The sequence below is a fragment of the Delftia sp. DT-2 genome (assembly GCF_028401915.1).
Taxonomy (GTDB): domain Bacteria; phylum Pseudomonadota; class Gammaproteobacteria; order Burkholderiales; family Burkholderiaceae_C; genus Comamonas; species Comamonas tsuruhatensis.
The window spans coordinates 177,203-197,002 of sequence record NZ_JAQOTI010000004.1; the positions used below are offsets into that span (position 1 = coordinate 177,203).

The window sequence follows — 19,800 nt, forward strand, 5'->3', positions numbered from 1 at the left end:
TGCATTGCCTGGAGTCCGCCCATGTTCAAGACCGTACTCATTGCCAACCGTGGAGAAATCGCGGTACGCATCGCCCGCACCCTCAAGAAGATGGGCGTGCGCTCGGTGGCCATCTATTCGGACGCCGACCGCGACAGCCTGCACGTGGCAGCGGCCGACGTGGCCGTGCCCTTGAACAGCGATGGCGGTAGCAGCCCGGCGGAAACCTACCTGCGCGGCGACCGCATCCTGGAGATCGCCAGAGAAACGGGGGCCGAGGCGGTGATCCCCGGCTATGGCTTCCTGTCCGAGAACACCGAGTTCGCCGAGCAGTGTGCGGCAGCGGGCATCGTCTTCGTTGGCCCGACACCGGACCAGGTGCGGCGCTTCGGCCTGAAGCACACCTCGCGCGAGATCGCCGAGGCGGCGGGCGTGCCGCTCACACCAGGCACCGGCCTGCTGCAAAGTCTGGAGGACGCCAAGTCAGCTGCACAGCACATCGGCTATCCGGTGATGCTCAAGAGCACGGCGGGCGGCGGCGGCATCGGCCTCTCGCGCTGCGACAACGAGGCCGAGCTGATCGCGGCCTACGATTCGGTGCAGCGCCTCGGCCAGAACTTCTTCAAGGACAGCGGTGTGTTCATCGAGCGCTTCATCGCCGATGCGCGCCATGTCGAAGTACAGATTTTCGGCAACGGCCAAGGCCGCGTCGTGGCGTTGGGAGAGCGCGATTGCTCGCTGCAGCGGCGCAACCAGAAGGTGGTCGAGGAAACCCCGGCACCGCACCTGCCGCCAGCCACGCGCAAGGCGCTGCTGGCCGCTGCCGTGAAGCTGGGCGAGGCCGTGGGCTACGTCTCGGCCGGCACGGTGGAATTCATCTACGACGGCGCGCGCGATGCCTTCTACTTCCTGGAGGTGAACACCCGGCTGCAGGTCGAGCATCCGATCACCGAGGAGGTGACGGGGCTGGACCTGGTGGAGTGGATGGTTCGCATCGCCGCTGGTGAGCCGCCATCCTTCGACGACCTGCCTGAACCCAAGGGTGCCGCCATGGAAGTGCGCGTCTATGCCGAGAATCCCGTGCGCGGCTTTCAGCCCGCGCCCGGTGTGCTGACCGACGTGCAGTTTCCCGAAGGCGTGCGTGTGGACACCTGGGTGCAGACCGGCACCGAGGTGTCGGCGAACTACGACCCGATGATCGCCAAGGTCATCGCCTACGGCGCTGACCGAGAGGAAGCGCGCCACAAGCTGCTGATGGCCCTTGAGTTGACGCGCCTGCACGGCAGCGCCACCAACCTGGACTACCTGCGCAGCATTTTGCAGAGCCAGGAGTTCGTCACCGGCACCGTGTCCACGCGATTGCTGGACCGCTACGAATACGTTTCGCCCGTGGTCGAGGTGCTGGAATCTGGCACCTACACCACGGTCCAGGACTACCCGGGACGCACCGGCTACTGGGACATCGGCGTGCCGCCGTCCGGGCCGATGGACGACTATGCCTTCCGCCTGGCCAACCGCATCGTCGGCAACCACGAAAGCGCGGCCGGACTGGAATGCACGCTCCAGGGTCCGACGCTCAAGTTCCACGGCAACGCGGTGATTGCACTCACCGGTGCGCCAGCCCTCGCGACGCTCGACAACGGCGACCCGCTGCCCTGGTGGAAGCCCATCGCCGTCCGCGCAAACCAAGTGCTTCGCATCGGCAAGGCCACCAGCGGGTGCCGCAGCTACGTGGCCATCCGGCGCGGCATTGACGTGCCCGACTACCTGGGCAGCAATCCACCTTCGTGCTCGGCCAGTTCGGCGGCCACGCAGGACGAACGCTGCGCGTGGGCGACGTGCTGCCCGTCAGCCGGCCCGACCTGGCCGCCTGCAGCACGCCAGCCCCCGCCTATGTGCCGGCGACGCCTCCCCATGAACTGGTGCCAGCCTATGGCAAGCACTGGGACATCGCTGTGCTCTACGGCCCGCATGGCGCGCCGGACTTCTTCACAGAAGACAGCATGGCGGCCTTCTTCGCCACCGACTATCAGGTTCACTACAACTCCAACCGGCTGGGTGTGCGCCTGATCGGGCCGAAACCTGAATGGACACGCAGCGACGGCGGTGAGGCGGGACTGCACCCGTCGAACGTGCATGACTGCGTGTACGCCATCGGCAGCATCAACTTCACGGGCGACACGCCGGTGATCCTGACCTGCGACGGTCCGAGCCTGGGTGGCTTCGTCTGCGCAGCGACCATCGTCAAAGCGGAACTGTGGAAAGTGGGACAGGTGAAGCCGGGCGACACGATTCGCTTCCGGCGCATAGGCTTCGAGGAGGCACTGGCGCTGGAGAAGGCGCAGGACGAGGCCATTCGCCTGCTGCGCCCGCAGACCGAGCGACCCGCTCAGAGCCTGTCCACTGCACTGGCCACGGCTTCGCAATGCGTCTTGGCCGAATTGCCCGCCGAGGGCAGCCGCCCCGCCGTGGCCTATCGCCAGGCTGGCGACAAGTACATCCTGTTGGAATACGGCCCGAACGTGCTGGACTTGCGTCTGCGGCTGCGTATCCACCTGTTGATGGAGGCGCTCAAGGCCGCCAGGGTCGACGGCGTGCAGGAACTCTCGCCGGGCGTGCGTTCGGTGCAGATCCACTACGACAGCCGGGTGATCGCGCAGTCCGAACTGATCGGCAAGCTGATCGCGCTGGAAAAACAGCTTCCAGACGTGGAAGGCATCAAGGTGCCCAGCCGCATCGTGCACCTGCCCATGGCCTTCGAGGACTCGGCCACCCTGGGCGCAGTGCAACGCTATCGTGAAACGGTGAAATCCGAAGCACCCTGGCTGCCCAACAACGTGGACTTCATTCAACGCATCAACGGACTTGGCAGTCGCGAAGATGTGCGCAAGACGGTGTTCGACGCCAGCTACATGGTCATGGGACTGGGGGATGTGTACCTGGGCGCCCCCTGCGCGGTGCCACTGGACCCGCGTCACCGGCTGCTGACCTCCAAGTACAACCCCGCGCGCACCTACACGGCCGAGGGCACGGTGGGCATCGGTGGCGTGTACATGTGCATCTACGGCATGGACTCGCCCGGCGGCTACCAGCTCGTCGGCCGGACCGTGCCGATCTGGAACAGATTTCTCAGCAATGGCCAGTTCGGCGCTGACCCCTGGCTTCTGCGCTTCTTCGACCGGGTGCGCTTCTACCCGGTCAGCGAGACTGAGCTGGACAAGTTCCGTGTGGACTTCCGCGCGGGGCGGGCACAGACACGCGTAGAAGATGCAGTGTTTGACCTGGCTGAGTACGAAAGACAACTTGCGCAGAACGCGCAGGAGATCAACACCTTCAGGGAGAAACAGCACAAGGCCTACGCGAACGAGGTGGCACTCTGGGAAAGCGACGTAAAAGCCGATGCGAGCGAAAGCGCGGCTGAATCTGCCGCAGGCCCTTTGGATGCCAACACAGTCACTGCCGACATATCCGGCAATGTTTGGAAGTTTCTCGTCGAAGTAGGCCAAGAGGTCGAAGCCGGGCAACCACTTTTGGTGTTGGAAGCGATGAAGATGGAGTTCCAGGTGGTAGCCAGTCAGGCAGGCAGGATTGCTGCCGTGCATTGCCAAGCTGGAAAGGCTGTGGCTGCGGGAGATGCGTTGATGGTGCTCGAAGCGTTACAACCGGCCGGCTCCTGAAGTCCTGTGCGGCATTCAAGGAGACCGACCTTTTCAGCTCAGCGCGGTGTGCTGGCTGGGCGATGGGGAGTATCAGGTGGGTTCGCGTCGCCAGCTACGCCTTCAGAAGCGGTGATGCAACGTGATCTCCGCACGCCGCCCCTCGCCCACCAGCCACTGCGTCGTGGTGTAGTAGGCCGTGGAGAAATAGTGCTTGTCCAGAACGTTGAACCCGCGCAGCGTCAGCGTGGTATCTGCAGTGGCCTTCCATTGCAGTGCCATATCGAAGGTGGTGTACGCCCCCAGCTTCAAGGTATTGGCGTTGTCGGCATAGCGTTTGCCGACATGGCGCAGCCCTCCTGACAGTGTCCAGTTCGAAGCGAGGTTCCAGCCCACCCAGACATTGGCGACACGTTCAGGCACGTCGGTGGGCACGTTGCCATTGCGGGACACGGTGACGCCGCCAACCGACTCGCTGAAGTCGTCGTACCGCGCCTTGAGCAAGGCCACGTTGGCATCCAGCCGGACCGTCTTGGCGACCTGCATCGACAGGGTGCTCTCCATGCCTTTGGATGACCGCTGCCCCACCTGGATGCGCAGCGCGGGGTTGGCAGGGTCACGCGTGAGCAGATTGTTCTTGGTGATGGAGTACATCGCCAGCGTCCAGTCGCCCTTGCCTTCCCAGAACGATTGCTTGAGGCCGATTTCGAACTGCCGCCCTGTGGACACGTCGAAAGCGGCGTTGGCGGCAGACAGCATCAGCAGGCCGCTCACCGGATCCGCCGCCTTGGATGCCTGGGCATACAGTGACAGGCCGGGGTGGAGTTGGTAGACCGTTCCCAAGCGCCACCCCGCATTGGAGTAGCTGCGCTTGAAGGCCTGCGTACCAGCCACCAGGTCCTGGCGCGAGAGATTTGTATGGTCAAACCGCGCACCTGCCACCAATGACCAGCGGTCCGTCATCTCCAGGCGGTCCTCAGCGAACAGCGCATATTGCTCGGCCTTGTTGCGATAGCGGGGAATGAAGGGAATGGAGCTGGTGTATTGACCGGGATCGGGGTTGTAGGGGTCCACCGGACCGGAGCTGCCCGCATAGGTGTTGTTGGAATGCCGGAATGCCGCGTGGTTGACATCGAAGCCCAGGGACACCTGGTTCTTGCGGCCGAAGAGACTGCCGCTGAAGGTCGCATCCGTGGTGTTGCCGGTCTGCGTCTGGTCATGGGCGATCTCGGTGTTTCCGGATCGGTCGATCAGGCCGGTGGAGGCGTTGTACAGGTAGGTCTCGGCGTTGCGCCAGTAGCGGTCGCTGGCTATGTGATAGAGCTTGCTGCGCACGATCACGTTGCTGGAGGGCGTCCATTGCGCCGCCAGTTCGGTCCAGCGGTCCTTGTACTGGATGCGGCTGTCGGCCACGTTGTAGTTGCGTTCGCGTACCGCCGGATCCTGAACTCCATTGATCAACGGCGTGCCGAAGTAGCGCATGGGCTTTTGCCTGCCCAGCGCGTGGGACAGTTGCACGCTGAAGTCCTGCACCGGATCCCATCGCAAGGCTGCGGAGAGGGTGCGGTTGCTGGAATCACCCCGGTCAACCCATCCGTCGGCGCGGTCGCCACTGGCATCCAGGCGGTAGGACCAGTGCTCATTGATTGCGCCGCCGCTGTCAAAGGCCAGGCCGCGTTTTCCGTCGGTGCCTACCGTGGCCTGGACCTCGTTGCGTATCGGACTGCGCGTGGGCTTCTTGGGAATCACATTGATGACCCCGCCAATGGCGCCATCGCCATAGATCACGGAAGCCGGTCCACGCAGTACTTCGATGCGGTCTACGGACCAGGTGTCGAAGGGAAAACTCACGCCCACACCGCCATATTGGCGAGTGCCGTCATACAAGCGCATGACCGACGTGGTGTCGGTGAAGCCCCGTGCCGACAGCGAACTGCCGCTGTTGCCCGGATGCCCCAGGCTGGTGATACCCGTGGAGCGGGTGATTGCATCGACCAGCGAAGTGTCTCCCCTGGCCTGCAGTTGCTCGCGCGTGATCACTTCGACACTGGCGGGCGTATCGCGTGCGCTGAGATCCAGTCGGCTGCCGGTGGCCAGCGGGCGCTCCAGGGCGCTGTCGCCGGATGAGCGCACGGTGACGGTGTCCAGGGTTGTGGAGGCCTGCCCCCAGCTTGCCGAGCAAGCGAACGCCATGGGGAGCAACACCACGGCCCGGGTCTGGCGAGAACGTTGCAAAAAGGTGGACGAAGAAGTGTGAACGATGCCTTCGGGCATCGCGGGGCCAATGGAACGGGTCATGAGCGATTTGCGTGCAAGTGAGACCTGCCGTGCCCCGCAAGGCCCGGCGGCGAAGGTGAGGCAGGCATCGGGGCCCGCCGCACAAGGCTTACACGCGCGCCGGCGGACCTCTGGGCGGAAGCGGTGCCCCCACCAGCGCGGCAATGCGCGCCGACTCCACGGGCTGCACCGCCAATCCCAACGGCTGCGGCTGTTCAAACTCCGGCGAAGGGTGAAGCAAGGCAGGCGTGACCACCAGGCACAAAGGACAGTCGAGCGAGTGGTGCGTGCCGGCACTCGCCTGTCCTTCGTCATCCAGCACGACGACCTGCATGCTGCCATTGCCCGTGCAAACCACTTCCAGGGAGCGCGGATGCACGATGGGCGACGCCACGGCCATCGCCAATGCCAGCATGAACCACGCCAAAGCAAGGCGGGGCAGCATCAGGCAGTTGCGCAAGGTTTGCATGCGTACGCATTATGGGGGGCCATCGCCCGTTGAGCGAGGCAACTGCCTGGCAAGCTGTTGTGAGTTCCATGCAAAACTGCCTTGCCATCCGCCGCCTTCAAGCGGCGGCAGCGCCTTGACCAAGATCAACCGAGCCGGATCTGCATCCGCCATTGCGCAAGAAGGTTGCTGTCGGTCCGATATCGCCGCCATAATCGCGGGCTATGCACACCCTTCGCACATCGTCATTCTGGAAGCGCCTCGCCCTGGCGTGGTTCCTGCTGACGCTGGGTGTTGCAGGGGCTTCGCCCTTCGTCAACCCCAAGACCATGGAGTTCATCTGCTCCAGCGGCGGAGCCATCACCATGGTGGTTCTTGACGACGAGGGCCAGGCCCAGGCGCCAGGTCAGCACACGCTCGATTGCTCGATGTGCCTGGCCCCTGCATTGCCTCTGCCTCCCGTCAGCCTGGCGGTGGCACAACCCCATCCTCTGGCGGCAGCCCTGCATCCTTTTGCAGCGGCCCATATCGCAGCCCTGGTCGGCGCGCCGCTTCCGCCCCGCGGGCCTCCCGCACAGGCCTGATTCCCTCGCATCGATAGCGCGGCTGCCTTGGCCGCGACACCATGGCAAGGCCTTGCGCCACGCCAGTTGCGAGGTCATTTCCTGGCCTGCCCCAAGCCCCCATTGCGCCCGCCTGTGACCAGGCCGGCGGTGCGGCGCACGGGCAATGGCCTGCCCTGGATCGTCCAACAATGATTTGCGCAGTTCAGACGGACTGCGTGCACACCCATGCTTGCCCAACGCTTCACCTGCATTCCGGCCGTTTTCCACAGGTCCTCCATCGCCTCGGCCCTTCTCACACTGGCTGCCGGCGCGCATGCCCAGGAGCCTCAGATGGCCCCCGTCACCGTCAATGCCCGCCCCGTGGTGGAAGAGATGGAGCTGGATGCGTTTTCCTCCAACTCGGCCGTGATCGCCCAGGACCAATTGCGCGACCAGAACGCGGTGGACCTGGCCTCGGCCCTGCGCCGCACGCCCGGTGTGCAGATCTCGCGCTACAACCCCGTGGGTGCCTTTGGCGGCGATCAGGGCGGCGCCGTCTATATCCGCGGCATGGGTGTGAGCCGGCCCGGCAGCGAGATCAAGACCTATGTGGACGGCTTGCCGTTCTACATGGGACTGTGGAGCCATCCCCTGCTGGACCTGCTGCCCGTCAACGGCATGCAGTCCATCACGGTCTACAAGAGCCCGCAGCCCCAGATCAACGGCAACAACTTCGCCTCCATCGACTTGCTCACGCGCCGCGCCACCGAGGACGGCGTGCACGGGGATGCCAGGATCTCGGCGGGCTCCTACGGCACCCTCACCGAACAGGCCAGTCTGCTGGGCAGAAGCGGCAACCTGGATTGGAGCCTGGCCCAGGGCTTTGCGCGCTCGGACGGCCACCGCGCCAATGCGGATGGCCGGCTCAGCAACCTCATGGGGCGCATTGGCTACAGGCTGGATGCGAACTGGTCGGTGGCGGCCAGCTTCCTGCAGGTGGACAACAAGGCCAGGGACCCTGGCGACGCACGGCTTGCCGCTGCAGCGCTGGCCCCCCAGTACAACACCAAGGCGAGCATGTTCAGCAGCTCCGTGTCCCACGTGCATGGTGACTGGCGGGGCGAGCTCAAGCTGTACAGCAACCATGGCCGGGGCGACTGGCTGGACCAGCCCGCGCCGGACGGCGACAGCATCAACAAGTTCCGCATGAGCGGCCTGCGCTGGAAGGAACAGTTCTCGCCCTGGAGGGGGGCCACCGTCACTGCAGGCCTGGACCATGACCGCATTTCGGGCGATGCCTCTTTCAACCGCGTCGCACCAGCGCCGCAGGGATTTTTCCAGGCGCCCACCTTCAGGATCACCTCCCCCTATGCGGGACTCAGCCAGGAGATCCCGCTGTCGGCGACATGGAGCCTGGTGCCCTCTGCCGGCCTGCGCATGTACGACCACAGCCAGTTCAGCTCCAAGGCGGCCCCCCATGCGGGCCTGTCGCTGGCCTCGGAGCAGTTCACCGTCTACGCCAACCTGTCGCGCGGCATCAACTACCCCGGGCTGGAGACGCCGCTGCTGGCATCGCTGATTCCGGCCCTGGGCTCCACGTGGCAGCAGCTGTCCGCCGAGGAGATGGACCACGCCGAACTGGGCTTCAAGTGGACGCTGTCGCAGGCCACGCAGCTTGACGCCAGCATCTTCCACGACAAGGTCAAGAACCGCTATGTCTTCGGCTTTCCGCCCAATGTCCCGCCCCCGCCGCAGTTCATCAACCTGGGCGGCTACACCATGCGCGGCATGGAGCTGTCGCTGCGCCAGGCGCTGGGCGGCGGCTGGTCGGGCTTTGCCGGCCTGACGCTGCTGGACCCCAGCATGGACAACCTGCCCTACAGCCCGCGCCGCGCGCTGACGCTGGGCGTCAATGGCAAGGCCGGCCCGGTGCGGGTCGCCTTCGATGCGCAGTACCAGTCGGCAGTCTGGGCGCTGAGCCGCGCGCGGGGCGCCGATGCCGCCAACACCGAGCGCGTGGCCGGCTTTGCCGTGGCCAACCTGCGAGTGGCCTATCCGGTGCCTGCCCTGGGCAGCAAGGGAGAGGTTTTCCTGGCCGTGGAGAACCTGTTCGACCGCAACTACGCCTATCGCCCCGGCTACCCCATGCCCGGCCGCTCGGCACAGATCGGCGTGGCGGCCAGCTTCTGATCCCCCGCCCGCACAGCCCGCACAAGGAGCACGCATGAGACATCTTTCTTTGAGCAGCATCGCCCTGTCGATGGCCCTGGTCCTGGGCCTGCCCGCCATGGCGGCGGCCTCGGGCGCGACGCCCCCCGCCACGGCCGGATCGGCTGATGCGGCGGCCATCCGCAGCGTCATGATGGCCACCTGGGACAAGCCCGAGGCCAGGCTGGAGGTCGCGCCCATCTCCATCGAAGGCGGCCATGCGGTCGCCGGATGGATACAAGGCGATCGCGGTGGCCGGGCCCTGCTGCGGCGCGACGCGCAGGGCCAATGGCTGGTGGCCGTCTGTGGCGGCGATGGACTCAAGGACCCCAAGATGCTGGCAATGGCTGGCCTGTCTGCATCGGCCGCGCGCAGCCTGGCCAGCAAGGTCGTGCAGGCCGAGTCCGCCATGCCCGCCCCGCGCCGCGCCCTGCTGTCCCTGTTCGACGGCATGGTCCATATGGACGCGCAGGGCCAGCATCCCCCATCCGCACATCCGGCCCATTGAGCCGATCGCATCCTCCACACCATCCACCGTCTGCCTCACGTGATGTCTGTCTCCCTCTCCTTCTCGCGCAGCCCGCTGGCCCTGTCCATCACCCTGGCACTGGCCTCGGTGGCCCATGCCCAGGGCCTGGTCGCCCCCCAACCGTTGAGCCAGGACGACTCCGCCCTGACGCTGGGCACCATCCACATCACCTCCAAGGCCTCCGGCCCGCTGTCCACACGCAGCGTGTTCAGCTCCGTGGACATCGTGGGCGCGGACATGCTGGAGAACGAGCATGTGGACTACAGCTGGGAGCTGCTGTCCAAGGCGCCCGGCGTGCAGGTCACGCAGTTCAAGCAGGGCACGGATGCCGGGCGCTTCTCTTTCCGGGGCTTCAATGGCGAAGGCCGCATCAATGCGGTCAAGCTGTTGATCGATGGAATCCCCAGCAATGACAACGCCGGGGGCATGCCCTTTCTGGACGCGGTCTTCCCGCTGGACATCGAGGCCATCGAGATCGTGCGCGGCACCAATGACGCGCGCTACGGCCTCAACAACATCGCCGGCAATGCCAACGTGATCACCCGCACGGGCGGCAACGAGGGCCGTGCCAGCGTGACCGTGGGCAGCTTCGGGACCCAGGAGTTGCAGGTGTCCAAGGGCATCGAGAGCGGCAACTGGAGCCAGAACTACTTCCTGGCCTGGCGCGATTCGGACGGCTACCGGGACCATGCCGATGCCCGCAAGCTGTCCCTGTCCGGCAAATGGTTCTACACCTCGGACGATGGCCGCTGGCGCACCGGCGTGATCGCGCGCTACTACCGCAACAAGGCGCTGGAGTCGGGCTACCTCAGCTACGAAGAAGCCATCAAGGCGCCGCGCAGCTCCCCGGCCTACGCGGCGGCCGACCGTGGCGAGCGGGAAACCGGCCAGCTCAGCGCCCACCTGGATGGCGAACTGACGCCCGAGCTGTCGCTGTCCGCCAAGGTCTACGCCAACCAGTACGAGAACCAGCGCTGGGTGCGCTTCTCGGCAGCGGGATCGCAGCAGGAGCGCTACAACGACGAGCAGCAGCAAGGCGCCATCACCACCCTGACCTGGCGCCCCAAGGTGGCCTGGGCGCATGAATTCACGCTCGAAGGCGGTCTGGACGCCCAGCGGCAAAGCAACCTGGGCCAGCGCTACCGCACCACGGAGCGCGTGCGGACCTCGCAGTTCCGCGACTGGGACTTCGACCTCCATACGCAGGGCGCCTACGTGCAGGCCGTGATCCGCCCCATCGAAGCCCTGCGGATCATCCCGGCGCTGCGCGTCGACAATGTCGATGGCCACTTCATCGACCGCCTGGCCGGCACGCGCGCCCCCGTGCATGACTACGGCCTGATCAAGCAGCCCAAGATCAGCATCGCCTACACCCTGAGCCAGCAGGCCAGCGTCTACGCGAACTGGGGCCGGACCTTCCAGATCGGCTCGGGCATCGACGCCTACCGCACGCAGGATCGCAACCTCAGGCCCTCCATCAATGATGGCTGGGAAGCGGGCGTCAAGTTCTCTCCCCTGCCCTGGCTCAACGGCCGCCTGGCCTACTGGGAGCAGCGCGCCTCGGGCGAGGTGGCCCGGGTGCTGGGCGTGGACGGCCTGCCCGACCCGGGCGGCCTGGGCAACGTGGGCAAGACGCTGCGCAAGGGCTACGACATCCAGCTCAACATGAAGCCCCATGCCCGCACCACCGCCTGGATCGCCTACTCCCACCAGGTGGCGCGCATCACCGCGCCCGACCCCAGCGCACCCGCCACCCTGGGCAAGGAAATCGAGAACGTGCCGCACTACCTGGTCTCGGCCGGCGTGGACTGGCAGGCCACGGACCGGCTGAAGCTGTCGGCCTGGGGCAATGCCCAGGGCGACTACTACCTGGAGCGCACCAATACCCAGGGCCGCGCAGGCAAGTTCGCCGTGCTGAACCTGGGTGCCAGCTACCGGCTCTCGGACACCATGGACCTGGGCCTGCAGGTCAAGAACGTCACCAACCGCAAGTACGTCTACGCCTGGTATGACAGCGGCTCCTCGGGCTACTCGCCCGCCGACGGGCGCGGCGTCTATGCCAGCATGAACCTGCGCTTCTGATGGACACCTTCCAGCCGTCCACCGCACCAGTCGCGTACCAGTCACGCACCAGGCACGCACCCGACACACACGACATTTTTGCCAACGAAGGAGAAACCCATGAAACGCCACGTCCGTTTGCTTGCCCTCGCCGCCGCCATGATCAGCGGATTCGCCAATGCCCAGGTCAGCGTCAGTGATGCCTGGGTGCGCGCCACCGTGCCGCAGCAAAAGGCCACTGGCGCGTTCCTGAAACTGCAGGCCGCCCAGGACAGCAAGCTCGTCGCAGCGACTTCGCCCCTGACGCCGGTCGTCGAAGTCCATGAGATGGCCATGCAGGACAACGTGATGAAGATGCGCCAGGTGCCGTCCATCGCGCTGCCAGCAGGCAAGACCGTGGAGCTCAAGCCCGGCGGCTACCACGTGATGCTGCTGGACCTCAAGCAGCAGGTGCAGGAAGGCCAGACCGTGCCCCTGACCCTCATCATCGAAGGCAAGGACGGCAAGCGTGAATCCGTGCAGGTGCAGGCGCCCGTACGCCCGCTGGCCACCAAGGCGGCGCCCTCGGGCCACGATCACAAGCACTGACACAGGGCCCATGCGCTGCAGCAGCTTCCGCATCAAGCGCTGGGTGGCCTTCGGGCCACCCGCCTGGCCGTGGGCGTTGCCGGGCGCACGACAGCGGCGCGACCAGGGACGGCGCTTTGCCGCATGGATGGCTGCGGCGCTGCTGTTCGCCTTTGTGCACCCTGCCCTGGCGATGGTGCTGGCATCGGGCCAGGGCAGTGGCGACCCGCTGGCGCGGCTGGCCATGGAAGTCTGCACGCCCCTGGGACTGCAGCAGGCGCAACCGGTGTCTGCTGCAGGCGAGCCCAAAGCCGATGGTCAAACCACGGCCGCTGGCCAGGCGCATTGCCCGCTGTGCCGGGTCGTGGGCGATGCCCCTCCTGATGTGTCCCGCGCGGACCTGCGCTTTGCCGCGCCGCCGCCTCCCACCCCGCTGCCGCCCCAGGCCCTGCGCCCGCGGGACACCGTGCTGCGCGTGGTGCTGAGCACTCCCCCCAGGGCGCCTCCCCTTCCCTGAAGCCCGAAAGGGCCGCACGGGCGGCATGCCGTCGCCCATTCCCGAATTCCTTTCCCATGCCAAGCCGCGACCCGTGTCGCAGCCTGCAGGGTTACCCACGCCTGCGCGCAGCCATGGCCCCAGCGCAGGCACCAAGAAACCGTTTACCCATGCGTACCACTTACTTTGACAACTCCCGCTTTCCCCTCGCCCTGATCGCCACCGCGCTGCCGCTGCTGCTGGCCGCCTGCGGTGGCGGCGGAGGCGGTGACAACGGCCAGCCCACCACGCCCACCACGCCCACGGGCCCCCAGCCCGTGGCCATCGAGTTCGCCGCCAAGGCCGGCAACCTGCCCGCCAAATGCGGCACGCCCATCCCCGGCATGGGAACCAGCCAGGCCACGGTGGACCTGCATGACCTGCGCTTTTACGTCAGCGGCGTCTCGCTGATCAATGACAAGGGCGAGGCCGTGGCCGTCACCCTGGACGTCAACGACTGGCAGACCAAGGAGGTGACGCTGATCGACCTGGAGGACGGCACCGGCGCATGCGCCGACGCAGGCACGCAGGCGCAGAACACGCAGGTCAGGGGCACGGTGCCCGCAGGCACGTACAAGGGCATCAAGATGACCGTGGGCGTGCCCTCCTCGGTCAACCACACCGACTATGCTGTCGCACCCAAGCCGCTCGATGTGCAGGCCCTGGCCTGGTCCTGGCAGGCCGGCCGCAAGTTCGCCCAGATCGAGGTCAACCCCGTGGGCGGCGTGGCCCGCCCCGCGCCGGCCGCCCCCGGCAAGACCTTCTACGTCCACCTGGGCTCCACCGGCTGCACGGGCAACCCCGTGACCGGCGAGACGGTCAGCTGCGCGCGTCCGGACCGCATGGATTTCGGGTTCGGCGATTTCAATGCCGGCACCCAGAAGGTGGTGCTGGACATAGCGCAGCTGCTGCAGGGCTCGAACGTCAAGGAAGACCTGGGCGGCGCCGCCGGCTGCATGTCCGGGGCCACCGATCCGGAATGCGTGCCCATCTTCAGCGCGCTCAAGATCGATCTGACCACGGGCCGCTCCATCAATGAAGGCAGCGGCCAGACCGTGTTCCGTACCGAGGCCAAGTAATGCACAAGCCCCATTCGCTTCGGCGGGTGGCGGCATGGACCGCCGCCCTGTGCGGCCTTGCCGGGGCCATCGCCCTGGCGGGCTGCGGGGGCGGCGACACCGCCGTCCACGATGACTCCGGCAGCAGCACGGGCTGGTCCTGGGTGCTGCCCTCCTTTTTCCCCACCCCCAAGGTGCCCGACACCAATCCCATGACGGCAGAGAAGGCCGAGCTCGGCCGCTTTCTGTTCTATGACAGGCGCCTGTCGGGCAACGGCACGCAGGCCTGCGCGAGCTGCCACATACAGTCCAAGGCCTTCACCGATGGCCTGACGACCTCACTGGGCTCCACGGGGCACGCACATCCGCGCAACGCCCAGAGCCTGGCCAACGTGGTCTACAACGCCACGCTGACCTGGGCCAACCCCTCGCTGGTCACGCTTGAAAAGCAGATGGAGACGCCGCTGTTCGGCACGGACCCGGTGGAGATGGGCGTCAACGACAACAACAAGGAGGAAATCCTCGCGCGGCTGGCTGCCGACACCGGCTACGGCCCGCGCTTCGCCAGGGCCTACCCGGGCCAGGCAGCGCCCATCACCTGGGGCAATGTGATCCACGCCATCTCGGCATTCCAGCGCACCATTCTTTCGGGCAACAGCAAATATGACCAGTACCTCAAGGGCAGCACGGCACTGAACCCGGCCGAGCAGCGCGGCATGAACCTGTTCTTCGGCGAAAAGGCCGAATGCTTCCACTGCCACAGCAGCTTCAACTTCAACGACCAGATCGTGCACGCGGGCAGCCGCATCGTCGAGACCCCGTTCCACAACACGGGCCTCTACAACATCGGCGGCACCGGCGCCTTCCCCGAGCCCAACCGGGGCGTCTACGAACTGACCCAGCTCTTCAAGGACATGGGCAAGTTCCGCGCGCCCAGCCTGCGCAATGTGGAAGTCACCGGCCCCTACATGCATGACGGCAGCATCGCGACGCTGGAGGAAGTGCTGCAGTTCTATGCAGCCGGGGGCCGCAACATCACGTCCGGCCCGCATGCCGGCGACGGGCGCGCCAACCCCAACAAGAACGACTTCATCAACCAGATCGCCCTGACGGCCGACGACCGCGCCGACCTGCTGGCCTTTCTCAAAACCCTCACGGACCATGAGCTGCTCACCAACCCCAGGCTCGCCGATCCCTTTGCACAGCAGGCAGGCCAATAGCATGCAACGCACCTTCCTCGCGCAACGCACGCCGCTGGCGGCAGCCATCGCCATCGCCATCGCCTTGTCGGCAGGCAGCGCCGCCGCGCACACCCTGGATGACGGCATACCGCAGACCAACGGCCTGCGCATCGACATGGCGGCGGTGGCCGCCTATCTCCATGGCGATTCCACCTTGCCGGCGCCCAGGCTGGCCGGCACGCTGGGCCTGGGCGACACGCCTGACGACCAGCGCGGCTGGCGGCTGGAGCATGGCACCCTGGGCGCCGGCCTGCGCGTATCTCCCCAACTGGGGGCCAACATCGCGATGGGCTGGCACGACAGCGACCCAGCCCACGTGGAGGCCGCCTGGATGGAGGCGCGCAGCGGCTCAGACGCCGAACTGACCCTGGGCGCAGGCCGCAACCGCGTGCCCATGGGGCAGGTGCTCACGCGTGCCGGGCACTTCGACCGCTACGGCCAGATGCCGCTGGCCAAGCGGGCGGCCTTCAACGGCGACTGGATCGAGGATGGCGTCAACGCCGCCTGGCGTCCCCACCTGCAAGGCGCCATGTCCTGGCTGCAGGGCATTGACCTGGGGCTTTGGCGCGCCCGGCGCTTTCCCGGCAGCGACAACGCCGCCTGGGCGCCCGTCGTGCATGCCAGCGCCGCCTGGACCTCGGTGCAGGCAGACGTCTTCTACAGCCGGATGCAGCCCAAGGGCCGCGGCGCCTATGTGCAGCGCTCCAACAGCGGCCACATCCACACGGCGCCACAGTGCAACGCCAGCCTGCGCGACATCACCTGCTTCGACGGCACCGTGGACCTGGCCGGGGCCAGCGCCACCTGGACCACGCCGTTGCTAGGCGTCCAGCTCACCGCAGCAGGCATCTGGCGGCGCGAAAGCGGAAACCTCTATTCCCAGAACGGCGACACCCGCTACCAGGGCCGCACGCTGGGCGGCTGGCTGGAGGTGCTCTGGCAGCCGCACGCGCGCTGGGAATTCGGTGCCCGCCAGGAATGGCTCAGAAGCACCAATCGCGTCAGCGGGCCGGGCGCCCTGCTGGTGGCCACGGACGCCAACCTGCTGCCCAACAACCCATCGCGCCGCTTCACGGCCATGGCCGGCTGGCGCCCCGTCAAAAGCGTTCTGATCGCGCTTGAAGCCGGGCGCGAGCACATTGCCGGCAAAGGCCATACGGTGGCAGGCCTGCGGCTGATCTGGACCCCCGATGCCCTGTTGGAAAGGAACTGGAAATGACCACAATGCTTCGCCGCCAGGCGCTTGGAATGCTGCTGGGCACGGGCTGTACCCTGACACTGCCGCTGACGGCACGGGCCCATGACTTCCGGGCGGGAGACCTGGTCATAGACCACCCCTACGCCACGCCCTCCATCGCCGGCTCCAGCAACGGGGCGGCGTATTTGCGGGGGATCAGGAACAAGGGAAAGAACGCCGACCGGCTCATCGGGGCAAGCACGCCAGCGGCCACACGCGTGGAGCTGCATGAGATGAAGATGGAGGGCGACATCATGCGCATGCGCGAAGTGCCCTTCATCGAACTGCCCGCAGGCCAGGAGGTCCAGTTGCGCCATGGCCAGTCACACCACCTCATGCTGATCGGACTCACGCAGCCCCTGCGCGAGGGTGATCGCTTCGACCTGACGCTGCAGTTCGAAAAGGCTGGCGAATACAAGGTCAAGGTCTGGGTGCAGCAACCCAAGCGCATGCCATCCGGACACCAACACCCGCATTGAACGGACATGCGGCAGGAGCCGTGCCCCACAGGTCGAGATGCAGCCATGAACTGCTGCAATCGCCACCATGGGGCTTGCCGGCAGCTCAGTCTTCGTCCAGCGCCTCAAACCGCTCGGCCAGGAAATCCAGCAGCGCCCGCACGGCCGGCAGCAGCCCGCGCCGAGAGGCGAACACCGCGTGGATGATCTCGCGCCGTGGCGCCCAGCCCGGGATGACGTGGACCAGTTCACCGCGCGCGATCTGCTCGCGCACCATCATCGAGGGCAGTTGCACCACGCCCACCCCCGCCAAGGCCGCCGCGCGCAGCGCCAGCATGCCGCGCGTGACCAGGCGCGGCCGGTGGCGGATGGCCGCCTGCGTGCCGTCCGGGCCGATCAGGTGCCACACATGCTCGTGCTGCGGCAGGCCCAGGTCCATGCTCGGCAAGCCTGCCAGATCGGCGGGCACCTGGGGGATGCCGCCTGTCAACAGCTGCGGGCAGGCCACCAGGCATTGCCCGCGCTCGGCGAGCATGCGCATCACCAGGTCGCTGTCTTCCAGCGGCGGCGGGCGCACGCGGATGGCAACGTCGATTCCTTCGCCCACCACGTCCACGCGGCGGTTGGTTTCCTCGAGGTGGATCTCCACGCGCGGATACGCGGCCATGAAGGCCGCCAGCATGTCGGCGATGCGCGCATCGAGCAGCGCCACCGGGCAGGTCATGCGCACGATGCCGCGCGGCTCGGCGTGGGTCAGCGCGATGGCCTCGTCGGCGGCGTCGGCCTCCACCAGCATCGCCTTGCAGTGGCCGTAGTAGGTCTGGCCGGTCTCGGTGACGGCAAATCGCCGCGTGGAGCGCTGGATCAGGCGCGTGCCGAGACGCTCCTCCAGCTGCGCGATGCGCCGGCTCAGCTTGGATTTGGGCATCCCCAGCGCGCTGCCCGCGGGCGCAAAGCCGCCGTGGTCCACCACCTGCACGTAGTAGTAGAGGTCGTTCAGGTCTTTCATTGCACACCGTCTTCATCGTTCCTCAGATAAGACTCTGATGGCAAATATTAACGACTACCGCGTTCATCGTTCAAATCCTATTCTCCTTCCATCAGCCAAGACCTTTGTCTGGGCGACCCAAGGAGATTCACCATGACCAAGCCCTACGTCCGCCTGGACAAGAACAACGCCGCCGTGCTGCTGGTAGACCACCAGACCGGCCTGCTGTCCCTTGTACGCGACATCGACCCGGACAAGTTCAAGAACAACGTGCTGGCGCTGGCCGACATCGCCAGCTATTTCAAGCTGCCCACCATCCTGACGACCAGCTTCGAGAACGGCCCCAACGGACCGCTGGTGCCGGAGCTCAAGAGCCAGTTTCCCCAGGCGCCCTACATCGCCCGGCCCGGCAACATCAACGCCTGGGACAACGAGGACTTCGTCAAGGCCGTGAAGGCCACGGGCAGGAAGCAACTGATCATCGCCGGCGTGGTGACCGAGGTGTGCGTGGCCTTCCCGGCACTGTCGGCCATCGAGGAAGGCTTCGACGTCTTCGTGATCACTGACGCCTCCGGCACCTTCAACTCCATCACCCGCGATGCGGCGTGGAATCGCATGTCGCAGGCCGGCGCGCAACTGATGAGCTGGTTCGGCGCTGCCTGCGAACTGCACCGCGACTGGCGCAACGATATGCAGGGGCTGGGCACTCTGTTTTCCAACCACATCCCCGACTACCGCAACCTGATCACGAGCCACACCACGTTCACACAGGGCAATTGAGTCCAGGGCAGGACGGCCCGCCAGCGACTCGCGAGTTTGTCAGCCGGACTGCAGGCTTGCGGCGTCTCCCAGGCCAGGGGCAGAAGTCATTACACTTGTCGCCAAGCCGAAAGGCCCGGTGTGTCGTAACACCTATCTGGAGAGGTTGCAGCCCCCACCTTCAAGCGGGGTTTTGTCATGCCCAAATTTAAGAGGCTGGTGCGCCCGTGCGCGCCAGCCTGCATGGTTTCGGGCGAGATGGGCCTACCCGCGAGGATGGCCGCACGGCTCCGGACGTGTTACGAACATCTCGTCCACCCGTCGCCCTTCGTAAGGCAGCGTGTGGTGCTCAATGAGCCCGGAGCAAGAACCATGACCGCATCTTCACCCGCTTCCCGACCACCCCCTTCCCTCACCACCCGCCAAGCGGGAAAAGCCAAGGCTTGCCGCAGGCATCGCAGGACCCACTGCACCATGCGGACCGCTCTGGCCTTCATGCAGCGATCCCTGGAATTCCTGGTACGCGTGGCAGGCGAACACGACAACGCCAACTACGACGACGACGGCACCGATGCCGATGTGGAGCTGGCCGTGGAACTGGCGCTGGAGCACATCAGGCGCCTGCGCGCAGCGGGGCCCATGGAGCGCGAGGCCTTCGCCCAACACTGGAACATGGCGGCGGCCGCCATCCGGCTGGGGGCGCTTGCCTACGGCCGAACCGACAGCACCTACTACCGCATGCTGGGCTTTGTGCAGCAGCAGTTCGAGGTGTCGGCGGCCATGGTGGAATTTGTGGATGAGGCACAGGACTGAGGCCCCGGCCCCGGTGGCGCTCAGCGCCAGCAGTCTCCCACCGTTCCCAGGGGCGAGATGCCCTTCACGCCCAGGGCGTTCAGGGTGTAGTCGCCGCAGCGCCTGTCCGATGCCTGGCGGCCTGTGCGCGTGGCCTTGAGCGTGTAGCCGCCGTCATTGGCGGCCGTGGCCATCGTCAGGGTGTAGTGGCCGTTCTCGGACTTGTCCCCCCAGGGCAGCCTGAGGTTGGCGACGGAGCTTGTGTAGCCGCCGTTCTGCGCCCGCCAGCGCTCCTGCCGGGCGGCGGCCTCGCCCAGCAGGCTTTGCGCTTCCACGCGCCGCGATCGCAGCACGTATTCCTGGTAGGAGGGGTAGGCGATCGCCGAAAGAATGGCGATCACCGCCACCGTGATCATCAGCTCGATCAGCGTGAATCCATGTAGCTTGCTGCGCACGCATTTC

Annotated in this window: 16 protein-coding genes and 1 pseudogene; 13 read left to right on the forward strand and 4 right to left on the reverse strand. The window is 66.3% G+C overall.

Annotated elements, in window-relative coordinates; genetic code table 11:
* Positions 1-21: 21 nt before the first annotated feature.
* Positions 22-3,656, forward strand: a pseudogene (gene uca, locus PO605_RS08080) (urea carboxylase).
* 102 nt (positions 3,657-3,758) lie between these two features.
* Here the strand turns inward: uca and PO605_RS08085 are convergent.
* Positions 3,759-5,933 (reverse strand): TonB-dependent receptor, encoded by a 2,175-nt coding sequence (locus PO605_RS08085; RefSeq protein ID WP_047468749.1) that lies wholly within the window; start codon positions 5,931-5,933, stop codon positions 3,759-3,761.
* An 88-nt stretch (positions 5,934-6,021) separates the two neighbouring features.
* Entirely contained in the window at positions 6,022-6,381 is a 360-nt protein-coding gene (locus tag PO605_RS08090) for a DUF2946 family protein (RefSeq protein WP_016452463.1), read from the reverse strand.
* Positions 6,382-6,584: 203 nt separating this feature from the next.
* On the opposite strand from PO605_RS08090, the gene PO605_RS08095 reads away from it, so the two are divergent.
* From PO605_RS08095 to PO605_RS08140, 10 genes are all read left to right on the forward strand, one after another.
* Complete coding sequence (locus PO605_RS08095; protein ID WP_016445422.1) at positions 6,585-6,944, forward strand: hypothetical protein; 360 nt, start codon at positions 6,585-6,587, stop codon at positions 6,942-6,944.
* A gap of 312 nt (positions 6,945-7,256) precedes the next feature.
* Positions 7,257-9,095: a TonB-dependent receptor gene (locus PO605_RS08100; protein ID WP_047468866.1), complete on the forward strand. Its 1,839-nt coding sequence runs from the start codon at positions 7,257-7,259 to the stop codon at positions 9,093-9,095.
* A 34-nt stretch (positions 9,096-9,129) separates the two neighbouring features.
* On the forward strand, positions 9,130-9,621 hold the full coding sequence (locus tag PO605_RS08105; RefSeq protein WP_047327172.1) for a copper uptake system-associated protein: 492 nt from the start codon (positions 9,130-9,132) through the stop codon (positions 9,619-9,621).
* Positions 9,622-9,663: 42 nt separating this feature from the next.
* Positions 9,664-11,724: a TonB-dependent receptor gene (locus PO605_RS08110; protein WP_047468756.1), complete on the forward strand. Its 2,061-nt coding sequence runs from the start codon at positions 9,664-9,666 to the stop codon at positions 11,722-11,724.
* 99 nt (positions 11,725-11,823) lie between these two features.
* Entirely contained in the window at positions 11,824-12,291 is a 468-nt protein-coding gene (locus PO605_RS08115; RefSeq protein WP_013803107.1) for a copper chaperone PCu(A)C, read from the forward strand.
* Positions 12,292-12,301: 10 nt separating this feature from the next.
* Positions 12,302-12,787 (forward strand): DUF2946 family protein, encoded by a 486-nt coding sequence (locus tag PO605_RS08120; RefSeq protein WP_046239726.1) that lies wholly within the window; start codon positions 12,302-12,304, stop codon positions 12,785-12,787.
* 149 nt (positions 12,788-12,936) lie between these two features.
* Positions 12,937-13,884, forward strand: coding sequence for an MbnP family copper-binding protein (locus PO605_RS08125; RefSeq protein ID WP_047468762.1), 948 nt, complete (start codon positions 12,937-12,939; stop codon positions 13,882-13,884).
* On the forward strand, positions 13,884-15,083 hold the full coding sequence (locus PO605_RS08130) for a methanobactin export MATE transporter MbnM (protein ID WP_272206229.1): 1,200 nt from the start codon (positions 13,884-13,886) through the stop codon (positions 15,081-15,083). The genes PO605_RS08125 and PO605_RS08130 overlap by 1 nt, the downstream gene beginning before the upstream one ends.
* A 1-nt stretch (position 15,084) precedes the next feature.
* A complete protein-coding gene (locus PO605_RS08135; RefSeq protein ID WP_047468769.1) occupies positions 15,085-16,323 on the forward strand; it encodes a hypothetical protein in 1,239 nt (412 codons plus the stop codon).
* The gene (locus tag PO605_RS08140; protein ID WP_047468770.1) at positions 16,320-16,820 is read left to right on the forward strand and encodes a copper chaperone PCu(A)C; all 501 of its coding nucleotides are present in this window, start codon (positions 16,320-16,322) and stop codon (positions 16,818-16,820) included. Before PO605_RS08135 ends, PO605_RS08140 begins: the two co-directional genes overlap by 4 nt.
* Before the next feature lie 85 nt (positions 16,821-16,905).
* Here the strand turns inward: PO605_RS08140 and PO605_RS08145 are convergent, their stop codons facing one another.
* The gene (locus tag PO605_RS08145; protein WP_047468773.1) at positions 16,906-17,808 is read right to left on the reverse strand and encodes a LysR family transcriptional regulator; all 903 of its coding nucleotides are present in this window, start codon (positions 17,806-17,808) and stop codon (positions 16,906-16,908) included.
* Between the two features lie 132 nt (positions 17,809-17,940).
* Between PO605_RS08145 and ycaC the strand changes: the two genes are divergently transcribed.
* Together ycaC and PO605_RS08155 are read left to right on the forward strand one after the other, a co-directional pair.
* Positions 17,941-18,567, forward strand: a complete 627-nt coding sequence (gene ycaC / locus PO605_RS08150) for an isochorismate family cysteine hydrolase YcaC (RefSeq protein ID WP_047468776.1) — start codon at positions 17,941-17,943, stop codon at positions 18,565-18,567.
* 453 nt (positions 18,568-19,020) lie between these two features.
* Positions 19,021-19,359 carry a hypothetical protein gene (locus tag PO605_RS08155; protein ID WP_052195740.1) on the forward strand — a complete coding sequence of 113 codons (339 nt, stop codon included), beginning with the start codon at positions 19,021-19,023 and terminating at the stop codon, positions 19,357-19,359.
* Positions 19,360-19,379: 20 nt separating this feature from the next.
* Here PO605_RS08155 and PO605_RS08160 read toward each other — a convergent pair whose 3' ends face one another.
* On the reverse strand, positions 19,380-19,793 hold the full coding sequence (locus PO605_RS08160; RefSeq protein ID WP_197065099.1) for a type IV pilin protein: 414 nt from the start codon (positions 19,791-19,793) through the stop codon (positions 19,380-19,382).
* Between the last annotated feature and the right edge of the window lie 7 nt (positions 19,794-19,800).

Excerpts from the sequence above, each read along its gene's own strand:
- PO605_RS08085 (WP_047468749.1), bottom strand. The coding sequence starts at position 5,933 with ATGACCCGTTCCATTGGCCCCGCGATGCCCGAAGGCATCGTTCACACT.
- PO605_RS08090 (WP_016452463.1), bottom strand. The coding sequence starts at position 6,381 with ATGCAAACCTTGCGCAACTGCCTGATGCTGCCCCGCCTTGCTTTGGCG.
- PO605_RS08095 (WP_016445422.1), top strand. The coding sequence starts at position 6,585 with ATGCACACCCTTCGCACATCGTCATTCTGGAAGCGCCTCGCCCTGGCG.
- PO605_RS08100 (WP_047468866.1), top strand. The coding sequence starts at position 7,257 with ATGGCCCCCGTCACCGTCAATGCCCGCCCCGTGGTGGAAGAGATGGAG.
- PO605_RS08105 (WP_047327172.1), top strand. The coding sequence starts at position 9,130 with ATGAGACATCTTTCTTTGAGCAGCATCGCCCTGTCGATGGCCCTGGTC.
- PO605_RS08110 (WP_047468756.1), top strand. The coding sequence starts at position 9,664 with ATGTCTGTCTCCCTCTCCTTCTCGCGCAGCCCGCTGGCCCTGTCCATC.
- PO605_RS08115 (WP_013803107.1), top strand. The coding sequence starts at position 11,824 with ATGAAACGCCACGTCCGTTTGCTTGCCCTCGCCGCCGCCATGATCAGC.
- PO605_RS08120 (WP_046239726.1), top strand. The coding sequence starts at position 12,302 with ATGCGCTGCAGCAGCTTCCGCATCAAGCGCTGGGTGGCCTTCGGGCCA.
- PO605_RS08125 (WP_047468762.1), top strand. The coding sequence starts at position 12,937 with ATGCGTACCACTTACTTTGACAACTCCCGCTTTCCCCTCGCCCTGATC.
- PO605_RS08130 (WP_272206229.1), top strand. The coding sequence starts at position 13,884 with ATGCACAAGCCCCATTCGCTTCGGCGGGTGGCGGCATGGACCGCCGCC.
- PO605_RS08135 (WP_047468769.1), top strand. The coding sequence starts at position 15,085 with ATGCAACGCACCTTCCTCGCGCAACGCACGCCGCTGGCGGCAGCCATC.
- PO605_RS08140 (WP_047468770.1), top strand. The coding sequence starts at position 16,320 with ATGACCACAATGCTTCGCCGCCAGGCGCTTGGAATGCTGCTGGGCACG.
- PO605_RS08145 (WP_047468773.1), bottom strand. The coding sequence starts at position 17,808 with ATGAAAGACCTGAACGACCTCTACTACTACGTGCAGGTGGTGGACCAC.
- ycaC (WP_047468776.1), top strand. The coding sequence starts at position 17,941 with ATGACCAAGCCCTACGTCCGCCTGGACAAGAACAACGCCGCCGTGCTG.
- PO605_RS08155 (WP_052195740.1), top strand. The coding sequence starts at position 19,021 with ATGCGGACCGCTCTGGCCTTCATGCAGCGATCCCTGGAATTCCTGGTA.